The organism is Proteus sp. G2618, assembly GCF_009915995.1.
Taxonomy (GTDB): domain Bacteria; phylum Pseudomonadota; class Gammaproteobacteria; order Enterobacterales; family Enterobacteriaceae; genus Proteus; species Proteus terrae.
The window spans coordinates 252,317-269,235 of record NZ_JAABNI010000026.1; the positions used below are offsets into that span (position 1 = coordinate 252,317).

Annotated in this window: 18 protein-coding genes; 15 read left to right on the plus strand and 3 right to left on the minus strand. The window is 42.1% G+C overall.

Annotated elements, in window-relative coordinates; translation table 11 throughout:
* Positions 1-5 precede the first annotated feature (5 nt).
* From cheR to flhA, 6 genes are all read left to right on the plus strand, one after another.
* Positions 6-896 carry a protein-glutamate O-methyltransferase CheR gene (gene cheR / locus GWJ01_RS17730; protein ID WP_088495210.1) on the plus strand — a complete coding sequence of 297 codons (891 nt, stop codon included), beginning with the start codon at positions 6-8 and terminating at the stop codon, positions 894-896.
* Positions 889-1,941: a protein-glutamate methylesterase/protein-glutamine glutaminase gene (locus GWJ01_RS17735; protein ID WP_088495211.1), complete on the plus strand. Its 1,053-nt coding sequence runs from the start codon at positions 889-891 to the stop codon at positions 1,939-1,941. The genes cheR and GWJ01_RS17735 overlap by 8 nt, the downstream gene beginning before the upstream one ends.
* 59 nt (positions 1,942-2,000) lie before the next feature.
* Positions 2,001-2,390 (plus strand): chemotaxis response regulator CheY, encoded by a 390-nt coding sequence (gene cheY / locus GWJ01_RS17740; RefSeq protein WP_023581807.1) that lies wholly within the window; start codon positions 2,001-2,003, stop codon positions 2,388-2,390.
* A gap of 9 nt (positions 2,391-2,399) precedes the next feature.
* Positions 2,400-3,056, plus strand: a complete 657-nt coding sequence (gene cheZ / locus GWJ01_RS17745; RefSeq protein WP_023581808.1) for a protein phosphatase CheZ — start codon at positions 2,400-2,402, stop codon at positions 3,054-3,056.
* Positions 3,057-3,478: 422 nt separating this feature from the next.
* Positions 3,479-4,627: a flagellar biosynthesis protein FlhB gene (gene flhB, locus GWJ01_RS17750; RefSeq protein ID WP_088495212.1), complete on the plus strand. Its 1,149-nt coding sequence runs from the start codon at positions 3,479-3,481 to the stop codon at positions 4,625-4,627.
* Positions 4,620-6,710 (plus strand): flagellar biosynthesis protein FlhA, encoded by a 2,091-nt coding sequence (gene flhA / locus GWJ01_RS17755; protein ID WP_088495213.1) that lies wholly within the window; start codon positions 4,620-4,622, stop codon positions 6,708-6,710. Before flhB ends, flhA begins: the two co-directional genes overlap by 8 nt.
* 388 nt (positions 6,711-7,098) lie before the next feature.
* Here the strand turns inward: flhA and GWJ01_RS17760 are convergent, their stop codons facing one another.
* The 3 genes from GWJ01_RS17760 to flgA form a co-directional block, all read right to left on the minus strand.
* On the minus strand, positions 7,099-7,539 hold the full coding sequence (locus GWJ01_RS17760; protein WP_088496016.1) for a flagella synthesis protein FlgN: 441 nt from the start codon (positions 7,537-7,539) through the stop codon (positions 7,099-7,101).
* Positions 7,540-7,552: 13 nt separating this feature from the next.
* Positions 7,553-7,852: a flagellar biosynthesis anti-sigma factor FlgM gene (flgM, locus tag GWJ01_RS17765; protein ID WP_088495214.1), complete on the minus strand. Its 300-nt coding sequence runs from the start codon at positions 7,850-7,852 to the stop codon at positions 7,553-7,555.
* 697 nt (positions 7,853-8,549) lie between these two features.
* Positions 8,550-9,206: a flagellar basal body P-ring formation chaperone FlgA gene (gene flgA, locus GWJ01_RS17770; protein ID WP_156733634.1), complete on the minus strand. Its 657-nt coding sequence runs from the start codon at positions 9,204-9,206 to the stop codon at positions 8,550-8,552.
* Between the two features lie 209 nt (positions 9,207-9,415).
* Between flgA and flgB the strand changes: the two genes are divergently transcribed.
* From flgB to flgJ, 9 genes are all read left to right on the plus strand, one after another.
* Positions 9,416-9,826, plus strand: coding sequence for a flagellar basal body rod protein FlgB (gene flgB / locus GWJ01_RS17775; RefSeq protein ID WP_075673034.1), 411 nt, complete (start codon positions 9,416-9,418; stop codon positions 9,824-9,826).
* Between the two features lie 10 nt (positions 9,827-9,836).
* Positions 9,837-10,241: a flagellar basal body rod protein FlgC gene (flgC, locus tag GWJ01_RS17780; protein ID WP_069367469.1), complete on the plus strand. Its 405-nt coding sequence runs from the start codon at positions 9,837-9,839 to the stop codon at positions 10,239-10,241.
* A gap of 12 nt (positions 10,242-10,253) precedes the next feature.
* Entirely contained in the window at positions 10,254-11,084 is an 831-nt protein-coding gene (locus GWJ01_RS17785) for a flagellar hook assembly protein FlgD (protein WP_088495216.1), read from the plus strand.
* Between the two features lie 27 nt (positions 11,085-11,111).
* Entirely contained in the window at positions 11,112-12,338 is a 1,227-nt protein-coding gene (flgE, locus tag GWJ01_RS17790) for a flagellar hook protein FlgE (RefSeq protein ID WP_161711402.1), read from the plus strand.
* 21 nt (positions 12,339-12,359) lie between these two features.
* Positions 12,360-13,115 (plus strand): flagellar basal body rod protein FlgF, encoded by a 756-nt coding sequence (locus tag GWJ01_RS17795; RefSeq protein WP_088495218.1) that lies wholly within the window; start codon positions 12,360-12,362, stop codon positions 13,113-13,115.
* A 19-nt stretch (positions 13,116-13,134) separates the two neighbouring features.
* Positions 13,135-13,917, plus strand: coding sequence for a flagellar basal-body rod protein FlgG (gene flgG / locus GWJ01_RS17800; protein WP_161711403.1), 783 nt, complete (start codon positions 13,135-13,137; stop codon positions 13,915-13,917).
* A 63-nt stretch (positions 13,918-13,980) separates the two neighbouring features.
* A complete protein-coding gene (locus GWJ01_RS17805; RefSeq protein ID WP_088495220.1) occupies positions 13,981-14,724 on the plus strand; it encodes a flagellar basal body L-ring protein FlgH in 744 nt (247 codons plus the stop codon).
* A gap of 14 nt (positions 14,725-14,738) precedes the next feature.
* Positions 14,739-15,845 (plus strand): flagellar basal body P-ring protein FlgI, encoded by a 1,107-nt coding sequence (locus GWJ01_RS17810; protein ID WP_088495221.1) that lies wholly within the window; start codon positions 14,739-14,741, stop codon positions 15,843-15,845.
* Positions 15,845-16,831, plus strand: coding sequence for a flagellar assembly peptidoglycan hydrolase FlgJ (gene flgJ / locus GWJ01_RS17815; RefSeq protein WP_088495222.1), 987 nt, complete (start codon positions 15,845-15,847; stop codon positions 16,829-16,831). The genes GWJ01_RS17810 and flgJ overlap by 1 nt, the downstream gene beginning before the upstream one ends.
* The last annotated feature ends 88 nt before the right edge of the window (positions 16,832-16,919 follow it).

Consider the following 16,919-nt stretch of genomic DNA (forward strand, 5'->3'; position numbering starts at 1 on the left):
AAACAATGAAACGTAATGTTACTGAAGTCTTATCAGATATCGCTGCTCAACCGTTGGATATTTTTACCCAACGGTTCATGTTGTCCGATGATCAGTTCCAATCTATATGCCAATTGATTTATCAAAAGGCAGGTATTGTGCTGACTAACAACAAAAGGGAGATGGTTTATAACCGTCTCACTAGGAGGTTACGTGAATTACGGATGAATAACTTTGGTGACTATCTTGCGTTTCTTAAAAGTGATATACGCAACCCTGAATGGCAAGAGTTTGTAAATGCATTAACAACCAATCTCACCGCATTTTTCAGGGAAGCGCATCATTTTCCTATTCTGGCTAAACATGCCAGAAAAAGAGCAGGAGGCGTCTACCGAGTATGGTGTGCAGCCGCATCTACTGGAGAAGAACCTTATTCAATTGCGATGACTTTACGCGATGTTTTTGGGAATAACCCTTATAAAACCAAAATTATTGCCAGCGATATCGATACTAATGTGTTGGATAAAGCACGAAAAGGTGTTTACCGACAGGAAGAGCTTAAAACTTTAAATGATGAATATTTGAAAAAATATTTTCTCAAAGGTGTCGGCGATTTTGAAGGATACGTGAAAATTAGACAACAAATCAGCGAGATGGTCTCTTTTCAGTATTTGAATTTACTCGACAAGCAATGGGATTTAGAAGGCAGTTTTGATGCGATTTTTTGTCGTAATGTCATGATTTATTTTGACAAAGCGACACAACAAACCTTACTTAACCGCTTTACCTCATTACTTAAGCCAGACGGAATGCTGTTTGTTGGACATTCTGAGAATGTAAGCCAGCTTAGCAAGGATTTCTACTTGCATGGGCATACCGTTTACGGGCTGACACCAGCAAGGAGAGGTTATGAATAAAATAACGGTACTCTGTGTTGATGATTCGGCGTTAATGCGTCAAATCATGCGAGAAATCATCAACAGTCATAGCGATATGGAAGTTGTTGATTGTGCACCAGATCCTATAGTGGCTCGTGACTTAATAAAAAAGTACAACCCACAGGTATTAACGTTAGACGTTGAAATGCCACGTATGGATGGTATTGATTTCTTGGAAAAACTGATGCGATTAAGACCAATGCCTGTCGTTATGGTCTCATCATTAACAGCTAAAGGCTCAGAAGTGACGCTAAAAGCGTTAGAGCTGGGTGCGGTTGATTTTGTGACTAAACCACAGCTTGGTTTGCGTGAAGGTATGATGGCTTATAGTGAACTGATTGCTGAGAAAATTCGTGCTGCGGCACTGGCACGGATTAATCGACGAGAAGTACAAGCAGCGCCTTCTAAATCATTGTCATTTACACCGATGATTTCGAGTGAAAAGTTGATTGCTGTAGGTGCATCAACTGGTGGCACAGAGGCTATTCGTAATTTTCTAGAACCATTACCCGTTACCAGCCCTGCGATATTAATTACGCAACATATGCCCGCAGGGTTTACACACTCATTTGCAGAACGATTAAATCGTTTATGCCAAATTAGTGTAAAAGAAGCAGAAGACGGCGAACGTGTATTACCTGGGCATGCTTATATTGCGCCAGGTGATTATCACATGGAGCTTCGTCGCAATGGTGCTAACTACCAGATCCACATTAATAAAGAGCCAGCAGTAAATCGTCATCGTCCTTCTGTCGATGTGCTATTTAGGTCTGTCGCAAAATATGCGGGACGTAATGCTATCGGTGTGATTTTAACCGGAATGGGAAGTGACGGTGCTGCGGGTTTATTAGAAATGCGTCGTGCTGGTAGTTATACCTTTGCACAAGATGAAGCGAGTTGTGTCGTCTTTGGTATGCCACGCGCTGCGGTTGAATTAGGCGCAGTAGACGAAGTGAAAAGCATAAGCGCAATGAGTAAAGCGGTGTTGATGAAAATCAGCAGCACACAATCATTGCGTATCTGATTAAGTTCAGTTTAAAAAGCAACACAGTAATTTGCCGATATATTTTGAAGGAGTTTTCAATGGCAAGTAAGGATCTGAAATTTTTAGTGGTTGATGATTTTTCAACAATGCGCCGCATAGTTCGTAATTTGCTAAAGGAATTAGGATTTACGAATGTAGAAGAAGCAGAAGATGGTGCTGACGCGTTAGCTAAATTACGCAATTCGGCAATTGATTTTGTGATCACAGACTGGAACATGCCAAACATGGATGGTCTAGAGCTTCTTAAAAATATTCGTAGTGACGCGGGACTTGCAGCAACACCAGTACTTATGGTTACCGCTGAAGCTAAAAAAGAAAATATCATTGCAGCAGCGCAAGCGGGTGCAAGTGGATATGTTGTTAAACCTTTTACAGCAGCAATTCTTGAAGAAAAACTAAATAAAATTTTTGAAAAACTGGGCATCTAAGGAGTCGCAATGAGTGGGAATCCAATTATGCCGAAAGATAATATTGAAATGACATCTGATATTATCAGCCGGATCGGACAATTGACGCGGATGTTACGCGACAGTTTGCGAGAATTAGGATTGGATAAAGCAATAGCCGAAGCAGCAGAAGCCATCCCTGACGCTAGGGAACGACTGGACTATGTTGCTCAAATGACCGCTCAGGCAGCTGAGCGTACATTGAACTGTGTCGAAGCTGCGCAGCCTAAACAGGATGCGTTAAGTGCCGATGCGACTAAGCTTACTGAGCGTTGGGACCAATGGTTTGAACAGCCAGAAGAGCTGAAAGATGTACGCTCTCTTGTAACCGATACCCGCAATTATTTGCGGGATATCCCTGAGAGTACGGCTTTTACTAACAGTCAGTTATTGGAAATTATGATGGCACAGGATTTCCAAGATCTGACCGGTCAGGTAATTAAACGCATGATGAGTGTTGTTCAAGAAATTGAAAAACAACTCGTGATGGTATTAATGGAAAACCTGCCACCAGAGCAACTTGAAAAGTCTAATGTGAAGAAAGAGACCGACTCTTTATTAAATGGTCCACAGGTTAATAAAAACAACGCTGGCGTGATCAAAAATCAAGATCAAGTTGATGATTTACTGGAAAGTTTAGGTTTCTAACCTTCTAATGAGTTTTAGGGCGATAAGGACGTTGAGATATGCAGGACGCATTCGCTCTATGCTCTGCTCTTTTAGGATGGTGTATTTTATGGATAAAAAATTACGTAACAATGCTTTAATAGCACACGCTATTGAAGAAAATGTAAGCCGCTTTTTTTAAGCGGCTTTTGAAGTTGTCGAAATAAACATCAAAAGTAAAATTACTCAATTTTGCTGTGAATTTTGCTGATTTCCTTATAATCAGCGTCAATATTGCCTATATCTCCACTTTTATCATTGGGTTATTTTTTAAGTACATGCTGTCATAGCCCAAAAAGCCCCGTAAATTTGCGATTGTTCAGCCCATCAATTTCCTCTGAATTTGTCATGCTTAGAGTCATTTCATTCATGCTTTTAATCTCAATATCTAAATCGGACAGACTGTGGCTGAAGATAGCGATCTCGAAAAAACAGAGGACCCCACACCCCATAAACGGGAAAAAGCCAAAAAGGATGGACAAATTGTTCGTTCTAAAGAGCTATCGTCCGTATTAATGATCTTGGGTGGCGTGAGTTTGCTGTGGATGAGTGGTGGGTTTATCACTCGTGGGCTATATGCCATGTTAACAGAAGGGTTTACGTTTAATCATCACCTTATCGGTAATGAGAATTTGCTGATCCCTCGATTTGGTAGCTTGATTAAACAAGCTGTATTTGCGCTATCACCGGTATTTTTGGGTTTAGTACTTGTGGCAATTGGTGGCTCTGCCTTATTAGGCGGAATTAACTTTAGTAGTAAATCCATTAAGTTTGATCCGAAAAAATGGAACCCTATTTCCGGGTTAAAGCGCATTTTTTCAATGAATGCGTTAGCTGAGTTATTTAAAGCGATACTGAAATCAACCTTTGTGGGGATCGCTGCAACCGTTTTTTTATGGCACAACTGGAACGATATTCTTCATCTGATCACGCTTCCACCACTAAGTGCGCTAGCGAATGCGATGCAACTGCTGATTTTCGCAGTCTATATCACAGTGTTTATGCTGATCCCGATGGTGGCATTCGACATTATTTTCCAAATTCGTAGCCATTTGAAAAAGCTACGTATGACGCGTCAAGAAATTAAAGATGAATTTAAACAGCAAGAGGGTGATCCGCAACTTAAAGCGCGTATCCGTCAGCAACAACACGCAATGTCTCGCCGTCGAATGATGGCGGATGTACCTAAAGCTGACGTTATTGTTACGAACCCAACGCACTATGCTGTTGCACTGCAATATAACGACAAAATGACTGCACCTAAAGTTTTAGCAAAAGGCGCAGGGGCTATTGCGTTAAAAATTAAAGAGATTGGTGCAGAAAATCGAATTCCGCTTCTAGAAGCGCCACCGCTTGCTAGGGCGTTATATCGTCACAGTGAAATAGGCCATGCAATACCTTCAACCCTCTATGCTGCGGTTGCAGAGGTACTTGCATGGGTTTATCAGCTGAAACGATGGAAAACCGAAGGTGGTTTAAAACCTAAACAACCTATGAACTTGCCAGTGCCTCCCGCACTGGACTTTGCTGGAGAAGATAATCGTCATGGCTAATTTGGCCTCATTACTCCGCTTGCCGGGAAATTGGAAAAGTTCTCAGTGGCAGATACTGGCAGGGCCAGTGCTTATCTTGTTGATACTGTCAATGATGGTATTGCCATTGCCACCTTTTCTATTGGATTTATTATTTACCTTCAATATCGCACTCTCCATCATGGTGCTGTTGGTTGCAATGTTCACTCGACGTACTTTGGACTTTGCTGCTTTCCCTACTATTTTGCTGTTTACCACGTTGTTACGTTTATCATTAAACGTGGCTTCAACACGTATCATCTTAATGGAAGGACATACAGGACCAGAAGCGGCAGGGCGCGTTGTTGAGGCGTTTGGCCATTTCCTTGTTGGCGGTAACTTTGCTATCGGTATTGTGGTCTTTATCATCCTTATTCTGATTAACTTTATGGTTATCACTAAGGGTGCGGGGCGTATTGCTGAAGTAGGTGCGCGTTTTGTGTTAGATGGAATGCCGGGTAAACAGATGGCAATCGATGCTGACCTGAATGCTGGTATTATCAACGAAGACGAAGCAAAGAAACGCCGTAAAGAAGTTTCATTAGAATCCGACTTTTACGGCTCAATGGATGGTGCGAGTAAGTTCGTTCGTGGTGACGCCATTGCCGGCTTAATGATCCTTGTGATTAACGTGGTGGGTGGTCTTATCGTCGGTGTTGCTCAACACGGAATGGCATTAAACGATGCAGCAACGACTTATACCCTTTTAACCATCGGTGATGGTCTGGTTGCTCAAATTCCTGCATTGATTATCTCAACGGCAGCGGGTGTTATCGTTACTCGTGTTGCAACAGATGAAGACGTTGGTCAACAGATGGTTACCCAACTGTTTGATAATCCTCGTGTTCTACTGTTAACTGCTGGTGTGCTAGGTCTGTTAGGTTTAGTACCAGGAATGCCTAACTTTGTTTTCCTTTTCTTCACTGCAGCATTAGGTGGATTAGGTTGGTATATCTTACGCCGCAACGCCAATCCTGAAGTACAACAACAAAAAGAGATGGAAGAAGTTGAAAAACAAAACCGTGTTGTTGAAGCTTCATGGGAAGATGTACAGCTTGAAGATCCATTAGCTATGGAAGTAGGGTATCGCTTAATTCCAATGGTTGATAATCGCCAAAATGGTGAGTTGTTAGGCAGAATTAGTGGTATTCGTAAAAAGTTTGCTCAGGAAACGGGATATCTTCCTCCCGTCGTTCATATTCGAGACAATATGGAATTAAGACCTTCCTCTTATCGTATTTTAATGAAAGGGGTTGAAATTGGTCACGGTGAAGCGCATCCGGGTCGTTGGTTAGCAATCAATCCGGGTAATGCAGTTGGTTCTTTAGATGGCGATATTACTCAAGAGCCAGCATTTGGTTTACCCGCAGTTTGGATTGATGACAGCTTAAGAGAGCAAGCACAGGTTCAAGGTTATACCGTTGTGGCTGCAAGTACCGTTATTGCAACGCACTTTAACCATGCATTAGCGAAATACGCATCAGAATTATTTGGTCGTCAAGAAGCACAAATGTTGTTTGATAGGGTGAGTAAAGAGCTCCCTAAAATGACAGAAAATATGATCCCAGATATGCTTTCGCTTACTGTATTGCACAAAGTATTGCAAAACCTGCTGTCTGAGCAAGTGCCTATTCGTGATATGAGAACCATATTAGAAGCTTTAGCAGAGCACGCGCCAGAGCAGAAAGATCCAGCCGAATTAACAGCCGTTGTTCGTGTTGCACTTCGCCGCGCGATCACACAACACTGGTTTGGCGATCAGGATGAAATCCAAGTCATTGGTTTAGATGCAAGTTTAGAGCGTATTCTTGTTCAAGCTATGCAAAGTGGCGGTGGTTTAGAGCCAGGGTTGGCTGAGAATATTGAACAACAAGCAGCGGATGCCGTGCGTCATCAAGAGATGTCCGGTGGAGCTCCAGTATTGTTAGTAAATCATGCGTTGCGTTCATTATTGTCACGTTTCTTACGTCGCAGCCTACCGCAATTAGCCGTATTGTCGAATATGGAAGTCAGTGAAGGTCGTCGCATTAGAATGACGTCGATGATTGGTGGACAACCTCATTAATTGGCTATAAGGGATATCTAAGTCTAAAAGGTCACTGTAATAAGTGGCCTTTTTTATATTTATAAAATAGAAAGATATGGTGGTTAGAGAGCAGGAGATGCGTTAGCTTTTTACTCACAACAAAGAGAGAAGCCAGTGCATCAATAAATGGATAGCTTAGTGATATTTATTTTAGCGTTATGAAAAAGTATGGTCATGATGTGGTGATAATCAAGATCCAAGCAAGAGTTAAGGTTTTAGATAAGAGAAGTGCCACAAGAAGATGATAGATAACAGCGGAGTGTTATCTGTTGTTGCTGGTTTAAAGTGAGTCGTGTTTTATCGGCAAAGCAAAACGCCATCAATATTGATGGCGTATCGTGTGAATTCTGATAATTATCGAGAAAACCTAAACCTGAATTTTACGCCCAGCCAGTGTTGAACGCTGTGCTTGCCCATCAGAACCATAAAGGGTTGGGCTGTGGTTCTTCTGCAAAAAACGGATAGCATCACTATTACGAGTGATATGTTGATCGAGTAGTAATCCGTTATGTTGATTCAGATATTTTAACTCCGCCGTGATGTCTATTATCTGTGTCCATAAATCAGATAAGAACGGCAACCCTGAATAAGGTTTTTCTACACCGGCTTGTAGGCTTAGCGTATGACGCTGTTGGTCTGTATGACCTAAAGCCGACAAGACAAAATTCTTCTGTTCAGTTACTTCGTGTAGGGCATTGATATCAATATTACCTGCGCATAATAACTGTTGTTCAGCACGTAAAATACCCGCAATGGTATTAAGCTGTGATAATTGAAGATCTAAAGTCTGGCGGAGTTCTTCCATCATAATCATTAAAATATTATTGAGTTATGCTTTCAGCAGCTTCACGGAAAAGAGCGTCCGCAATTTTACCGCTGTCCATGGTTAATGTGCCGTTGGCAATTGCTTCTTTTAAGCGAGCAACTTTCTCAACGTCAATGTCTTTATTTCCAGGTTGAACAAGTTTTTTCTGCGCTTCACTTAGTTTTACAGAAGTGTCGCCTGTTGCAGTTTTTTGTTCAGTTGTTCCCGATTTACGTGAGCCTTGAGTGATTTCACCCGGGTTACGTTGTGCAATTGCGTTAATCGGAAGCAGTGGATTCGCGCGTTCAATACTCATAGGAAAATCCTTTGTTAGGCATCAATTAGTAGTCAGATGAAGCCATTGTAAAACAACCTATGTGTTTTCGCCTATCATCTTGTTTCTTTATATCGGCTATGAAATCAAAAACTTTAATCTTAGTCGTCATACTCGTCATACTTTAAGTTGTAGCGTTGTTGGCCACATTCACTCGCGCTAGTCCCATTACTCGTCATACTTCAAGCCATAGCGTTGTTGACTGCATTCACTCACACTAGTCCCATTACTCGTCATACTTTAAGTTGTAGCGTTGTTGGCTACGTTCATTCGCACTAGTCACATACTATTGTATGCTCCTAGTGATTCGTTCATTTGTCGCCTAGCTACATCTTAAATTATTTAGAGTATTACTCGTCATACTTCAAGCCGTAGCGTTGTTGACTGCATTCACTCACACTAGTCACATACTTATGTATGCTCCTAGCGATTCGTTCATTTGTCGCCTAGCTACAACTTGAATTATTTAGAGTATGTATATGGTTGTATTTTTAATACATCTTGAATTATTTAGAGTAAAAAAGCTTAGAGTAAAAAGTATGCAAACAAATCTAAAGTTTTATTCAAAATGCGACATTGATAAATGTAATACAAGAGAGTTTACCTTGGCTTGCCATAACTGAAACGGGTAACAAGCAATTCAATATAGGCTTATTCTGCTTATCAGCTTTTTAATCTATTAAAGAGGGATGCGTACAGAGCCATCTCCAAGTGCTTCGCCGGTGACGATTTGACCTGATTTAACTCTGACTCGAATCGTTTCATTGGCGACAGCATTGTTTACGGCTTTACCTTCATAACGGATCTGAAAGTGAGGTCCCTGTGCAAATACAGTGACTGTTTGTCCCGCCAAAATAGCCCAAGGGCGACGAACCATTGTGGAAGTTAAAGGTTTTCCTGCGGATATTTGTCGCATTGCAATCGCATTTTTAATTAATGCTGGATCACGTAATACATCATAAGGTAATTTTTCTAACTCACCCGTTGCCATGCTAACGGCAGAAGTTTCAATAATGTCATCACGATTAATGTCTTTTTTCGCGATTAAGTATTCACCATTAACGCTAACATCAATTTGAATAAACCGACGTTGTTTATCACACTGAATTGGGATTGAAAGACGTCCCCAATTACGAGCGCCAGCATGACGTTGGATCTCTTGTGTTTGGCAGACAGGCCATTTATCTTCTGGTGTTAAAACTGTCACAGTCACTTTATCGCCTTGTTGATGAAGTGCGACAAAGAAATCTTGTAGTTCTTCAGGGAGTGATTTTGCGACACTCACATTCATCATAAAGAAAAAAGAAAATAGACCGATAAGAGTTCTAACTAACATAATTTGTATCACCTTACAGAGTTGATGCTAATTGTGCGTTTGTCATTATTTAGCAATAACAGTGTACATCGACTTTGCACGCCTTAAACGCATAAATAGCAATCCAATTTACGCCTATTCCTCCAATCATCTTTTTTTTGAGCGTTTATTCTGTCAACTGAAATTGTTTTATCAGCTGAGGTAAGTGGCTTAGCCACCAAGGATAGAAGATGCTCGATAAATTAGAAAATACGTTTCATTTTCAACAAGAAGCGCTCTCAATACGCAATAAACGCCAAGAAATTCTCGCTGCGAATATCGCTAACGCAGATACCCCAGGCTTTCAGGCTCGTGATATTGATTTTGCTTCTGAATTGAAGAAAACCATTGAAAATGGACGTACAGGTACTCATGGCATGCAATTAGCTATGACATCTGAACGCCATATCCCAATCAAACCCGGTTATCGCTTAGAAGCGGACTTACTTTATCGCGTGCCTCATCAAACTGCGATGGATGGTAATACCGTGGATATGGACATGGAACGTAGTAATTTTGCTGACAATAGCCTTAAGTATCAGGCTGATGTGACATTTATTAACTCGCAAGTTAAAAGCATGATGGCTGTATTGCAACAGTAGGGTAAAGAGCATGTCTTTATTTAGTATTTTCGATATTTCAAGTTCAGCACTTTCAGCGCAATCACAGCGTTTAAACGTGAGTGCCAGCAATATGGCAAACGCTGACAGTGTTGCGGGTCCAGATGGCGACCCTTATCGTGCAAAACAGGTTGTTTTTCAGGTGAACGCACCTGCTGGTCAAGAAGTTGGTGGTGTTCGTGTCACTGAAGTGGTGGATGATCCTGCGCCATTTCGTATGGAATATCAGCCGGGACATCCCTTTGCCGATGAAAAAGGGTATGTACGTATGCCGAATGTTGATGTTGTGGGTGAAATGATTAACACCATCTCTGCATCAAGAAGCTACCAAGCTAACGTCGAAGTGATGAACACGGCAAAATCGCTGATGCAAAAAACACTGATGATAGGTCAATAGGGAGAATAAATTGTGGGTATTTCCTCCTCAATGAATGAACCTTATGATAATACCATTATCGGGGATGCTCCTTCTTCATACCATACGAAAAAAAGTGGTAGTGATGATATTAAAGGGAATTTCCTGACACTTCTCATCACCCAGATGAAAAATCAAGACCCAACAAACCCAATGCAAAATAATGAGTTAACTTCCCAGTTAGCTCAGATTTCAACTGTTGAAGGCATTGAAACACTGAATAAAACAGTGAATAACATTGTTGGGCAGATTGACCAAAGTCAGGCGTTAAAAGCCTCTTCACTGGTGGGACGAGGTGTTATGGTCTCTGGGAATAAAATTGTTGTCTTTCAGCCAACCGACGGTAAAGGTGAGACTGAAAAACCCGGTGATGGGGATGACACAATTCCAACACCTGACACTCAAAATGAAAAAACACGTCAGCAAATGGGATCGTATAAAGCAGATGATACGGACCCAAATACACCTGACAGTGAACACCTTTTTTCAACACCTTTTGGTTTTGAATTACTCAGTCCAACCGATTCTCTTACGATAAACATCACCAATGCGAGTGGTGTGACCGTTCGTACAATCAATATGGACAAAAAGATGCTACCGGATGTTTATAACTTCTCTTGGGATTGTACTGATGAAGATGACAATCCTGTTCCACCGGGAAGTTATAAATTTACCGTTAACGCCACGCTTAATGATGCTCAGGTCCCTGTTAAGACACTGAATTATGCGCTGGTGAATAGTGTGTCCATGGTGGATGGTGGTGCCCGCCTTGATGTTGGCTTAGGTAATACCGTTTCATTGGATGAAATTCGTCAGGTTCTTTAACTAACACATATTCAACTTGGAGGGCGCATGTCCTTTTCACAAGCAGTAAGTGGTTTAAACGCAGCAGCCGCTAACTTAGATACTATCGGTAACAATATTTCTAACTCCGCAACCTACGGTTTTAAAGGTGCAAACGTTTCTTTTGCTGACGTTTTTGCCGGTTCAGGTGCAGGTCTGGGTGTTAAAGTTGCAGGTATTAGCCAAAACTTTAAAGACGGTAGTATCACTACCACTAACCGCCCAACAGACGTAGCGATTTCTGGCGGTGGTTTTTTCCGTATTGAAGATCAAAACGGTGGCGTTTTCTATTCACGTAACGGTGAATTCGGTAAAGATAAAAATGGTTTCCTGACTAATATGCAAGGTATGCGTGTAACAGGTTATCCAGTACAAGTTGTTGATGGTAAAAATGTTGTTCAAAAAGGGGCAACACCAACACCTATCGTTATTCCTACCGATATGATGAACGCCAGTGCAACAGACAAAATCAATATGGCGGTTAACCTGAATTCAGGTGAAGAGAAACCCGCTAAAGCGCCATTTGATTCTAAAGATGGTGATACTTATAACTTCAGTACTAACGTTACCACTTACGATAGCTTAGGTAATGAACATAACCTGAACTTATTCTTTGTAAAAACTAATGACAATGAATGGAAAGTTTATGGGCAAGATACCTCAACTAAAACAGCAGGTGGTGCGCCAACGCCTCATCAAGATTTAGGCACTTTAAAATATACCAATGCAGGGGTGCTAGAGAGTTATACAAAGACCGATATGAATATTGCCTCTTTAAATGGCTCTGCGGCAGGTACTATTGAACTGGACTTCACCGGCAGTACTCAGCAAAAAGTTTCTGAATCAAGCGTATCTAAATTAGCGCAAAACGGTTACCAAGCGGGTGAATTCACCAACTTCCGTATTGAGCAAGATGGCTCAATCATGGCGACCTACTCAAACCAACAAAGCCAAGTTGTTGGTCAAATCGCATTAGCTAACTTTGCAAACGCGGGCGGTTTAAGCTCTCAAGGCGACAACATGTGGTCTGAAACTAACGGTTCAGGTTCACCAATTGTCGGTGTTGCAGGCTCTGGTGTGTTCGGCAAATTAACGAATAACGCATTAGAAGCGTCTAACGTTGATATGAGCCAAGAGTTAGTCAACATGATCGTTGCTCAACGTAACTATCAATCAAACGCACAAACCATCAAGACTCAGGATCAGATCCTGCAGACTCTGGTTAGCTTGCGCTAATAACGCCGGAAATAATCTGTTATGGATCATGTGATTTATACCGCGATGGGCGGCGCCAGACATTCGATGGAAAATCAAGCTGTCGTGGCGAACAACTTAGCAAACGCATCAACGCCGGGATTCAAAGCGCAGCTTAGTGCAATGCGAGCCGTACCTGTCAATGGCGATACCTTACCGACTCGTACATTAACGGTAGCATCAACGCCAGGTAGCGATCAGAGTCAAGGAACGATGAACTATACCGGCAGGTCAATGGACGTTGCTTTAAGTGATAACGGCTATTTAGCGGTTCAACTTGAAGATGGCACAGAAGCCTATACCCGAAACGGGAATATCCAACGTAACGCTGACGGCATGTTGATGGTACAAGGGCGTTTGTTAATGGGCGATAACGGTGCAATTGAAGTACCAGCTCAAGCAAATGTCAGTATTGCCAATAACGGTATTGTGACTGCGCATGTACCGACTGATCCACCCAAAATGCTGGGTCAAATTGGTCGTCTGAAAATGGTAAAACCAGAGCAAAACGATTTAGTTCGTGGCGATGATGGTTTATTCCATTTATCTCAGCAAGGAACAGTGCGAGCGGGTGAACAATTACCTGCTGATGATAGCGTGAAGGTGTTAGCTGGTGTGTTAGAAGGCAGTAATGTTAATCCAGCAGAAGCCATGGTCGATATGATAGCAAACGCAAGACGTTTCGAAATGCAAATGAAGGTTATTCATAGCGCTGATGATAATGCGCAACGAGCTAACCAATTGCTATCACTGAGTTAAATAGTGTAAGGGGAAAACCATGATCCGTTCTTTATGGATTGCTAAAACTGGGTTGGATGCACAACAGACAAACATGGATGTGATTTCCAACAACCTCGCAAACGTCAGCACCAATGGTTTTAAACGCCAACGTGCAGTTTTCGAAGATTTACTGTATCAAACAATTCGTCAACCGGGTGCAATGACATCAGAACAGACGAATGCGCCGTCAGGTTTACAAATTGGTACAGGTGTTCGTCCTGTTGCGACTGAGCGTTTACACAGCCAAGGTAACTTATCGCCAACAAACGGAACACGTGATGTGGCGATTAAAGGACAGGGTTTCTTCCATGTTCAGTTACCCGATGGTACAGACGCTTATACCCGTGATGGTGCATTCCAAATGGACCAAAATGGACAATTAGTGACAACCAGTGGTTTCCAAGTTGTGCCGGCAATTATTCTGCCTGAAACTGCGAAAAAGGTCATGATTGGTCGTGATGGTACTGTCAGTGTTGAGATTGAAGGTGATCCTGCTCCTCAACAAGTGGGTCAATTGACACTAACAACCTTTATTAATGACAGCGGATTAGAAAGTGTTGGTGAAAACTTGTACTTAGAAACCGCAAGTTCTGGCGCACCAACTGAAAATGCCCCAGGTATCAACGGCGCAGGCTTGTTGTATCAGGGATATGTTGAAACCTCTAACGTTAACGTAGCTGAAGAGCTGGTCAATATGATCCAGACTCAACGTGCTTATGAAATTAACAGTAAAGCGATTTCAACATCTGATCAGATGTTACAGAAACTAACGCAACTCTAATTTCGTTTGTTCATTAGCCTGACAGGGTTTCCTGTCAGGCGTATTACTAAAAGAGTATCGAAGATGGATACAAAGGTCATTACTGACAATTCTGGGGCAAGAAAGCTTAGTGTCAGATGGCGTCGTCATCAACGTTTAGGTACCGCCCTGTTGGTACTGACACTGTCGGGATGCGCATATATACCCAAAAAACCGTTAGTAGAAGGTAACACAACGGCGGTTCCAACGGCACCGACTGCACCGGCACCCAATGGCTCTATTTTTCAGGCAACTCAGCCTGTTTATTTTGGCTATCAACCTTTATTTGAAGATAGACGTCCTCGAAATATAGGCGATACGCTGACTATTACATTGCAAGAGAATGTCAGTGCAAGCAAAAACTCATCTGCAAATGCCAGCCGTAATGGTAAAGCAGGATTCCTTGCTGCGATTACACCGGGATTCTTGGAAGGGGTGTTTGGTAATAAACGTACCGATATGAGTATGGAAGGAAATAGTGACTTTGGCGGTAAAGGTGGCGCAAATGCGAACAATACCTTTAAAGGCACCATTACTGTTACCGTCGATCAGCTTCTTGCCAATGGAAACCTGCACGTTATTGGTGAAAAGCAAATTGCTATCAATCAAGGTACTGAATTTATCCGTTTTTCAGGTGTTGTGAACCCAAGAACCATCAGTGGTACTAATACCGTAAATTCAACCCAAGTTGCTGATGCTCGTATTGAATATATCGGAGACGGTTATATCAATGAAGCACAGTCTATGGGATGGCTACAACGCTTCTTCTTAAATGTATCACCTTTTTAATGAGTAGGGTCCAGATGAAAAAAATAGCGATGAGCCTTTTCTTTATCGTGATGACATGTGTCGGTTTTTCCGCTCATGCCGAACGGATCAGAGATCTCACCTCTGTTGAAGGGGTAAGAGAAAATGCGCTGATTGGTTATGGTTTGGTCGTGGGATTAGATGGAACGGGTGACCAAACAATGCAAACCCCGTTTACCACGCAAAGTCTGAATAACATGCTCTCACAATTGGGGATCACAGTACCACCCGGCACCAATATGCAGTTGAAAAACGTTGCTGCGGTAATGGTAACTGCCAAATTACCGCCTTTTGGTCGTACAGGGCAATCAATCGATATCGTTGTTTCATCCTTAGGTAATGCAAAAAGCTTACGTGGTGGTACGTTGCTGATGACACCATTAAAAGGTGTTGATAATCAGGTTTATGCTTTAGCACAAGGCAATATTATTGTCGGGGGAGCAGGTGCATCTGCGGGTGGTAATAGCGTTAAAGTTAACCAGCTAGCAGGTGGGCGCATTAGTAATGGTGCTATTATTGAACGTGAACTGCCTTCGCAATTTGGCCAAACAGGTCTGCTAAACCTACAACTGAATGAAGAAAACTTCACGTTGGCACAACACATCTCTGACACTGTTAATAAATTACGAGGTGTGGGTACCGCTATTCCTTTAGATGCACGTACAGTTCAATTACGTGTTCCTATTGGTAAAAGTGAACAAGTACGTTTCTTGGCTGAAGTACAGAATCTTGAAATTAAACGTGTTGTTGCAGATGCGAAAGTGATCATCAATGCAAGAACGGGTTCTGTTGTTATGAATCGTGATGTGACATTAGGAAGCTGTGCGATTGCTCAAGGTAACCTTTCCGTTACGGTTGATAGCCAAGTGAATGTAAGCCAACCTAATACTCCATTTGCGGGTGGTAGTACTGTTGTAACGCGTAATACCAGCGTAAATATGAGTGAACAAGGTGGCTCATTACAGCAAGTGAATGCGAGCGCAAGCTTAAACGAAGTGATCCGCACATTAAATGCACTGGGTGCAACACCAACAGATTTAATGTCAATTTTGCAAGCAATGGAAAGCGCGGGTTGCTTACGTGCGAGATTGGAGATTATCTGATGAAAGATTTATCTCTGCTTTCTTCGATGCCGACGATGTCAGCGCCGGCATATGACAGTAATGCATTGAATAAACTTAAATATCAGGTTGGACAAAATGCTGATCAGCAAGGGCTGCGCCAAGTGGCGCAGCAACTTGAAGGTGTTTTCGTTCAAATGATGTTAAAAAGCATGCGTGATGCTATTCCTCAAGAAAGCATGTTCAACTCAGAAAGTACCAAGATGTACACCTCTCTTTATGATCAACAAATCGCTCAAGACTTATCACAAAAAGGCTTGGGCTTTGCTGACATGATAGAAAAACAACTTTCTGCCAAAGTCACGATGGACCCTAGCGAAATGGCGGGTAAAACACCGATGCCATTAGATGGTAGTGATATTTTTCAATCCATGCCAACACAAGCCTTGGGGCAAATTTATCGTGCTATGCAGCCTTATCAAAATGCAGTTGAAAGTACGATTGGTAAGCTTAAAGGCTTATCTGAAAGTAGTGCTTCTTTTGCATCAAAACTGTTAGGACCTGCGAAACAAGCCACAGAAGGTACTGGTGTACACCATCTTTTAGTTGTTGCTCAAGCCGCGCTTGAATCAGGTTGGGGTAAGCGTGAAATTCTAACCGGTGACGGTAAACCAAGTTATAACCTGTTTGGTATCAAAGCAGGAAGTAGCTGGAAAGGGCCTGTCACGAATATCATGACAACCGAAGTGATTGATGGTAATTCGATTAAAATGCGTGATAATTTCCGTGTTTACGGCTCTTATGTTGAAGCTATTCAAGATTACCTCAGACTTATCACTGAAAGCCCTCGTTACGCCAAAGTACCTCAAGCTCAAACCCCTGAACAAGCGGCTTACCGTATTCAAGAAGCGGGTTATGCCACTGATCCAGGTTATGCGAAAAAACTGGTTTCAATTATTGGTCAATTAAAAGGAAGTGGTGAGCAAGTTGCTAAAACTTATACTCACGATTTAAGCGACCTATTTTAATTATTTTCCCCTCAAGTTTAGAGGGGAAGTACCGATAATAAAGACCAGAGCATCCATTCAACTTGCCAGCTATGCTCCGTGCATACGG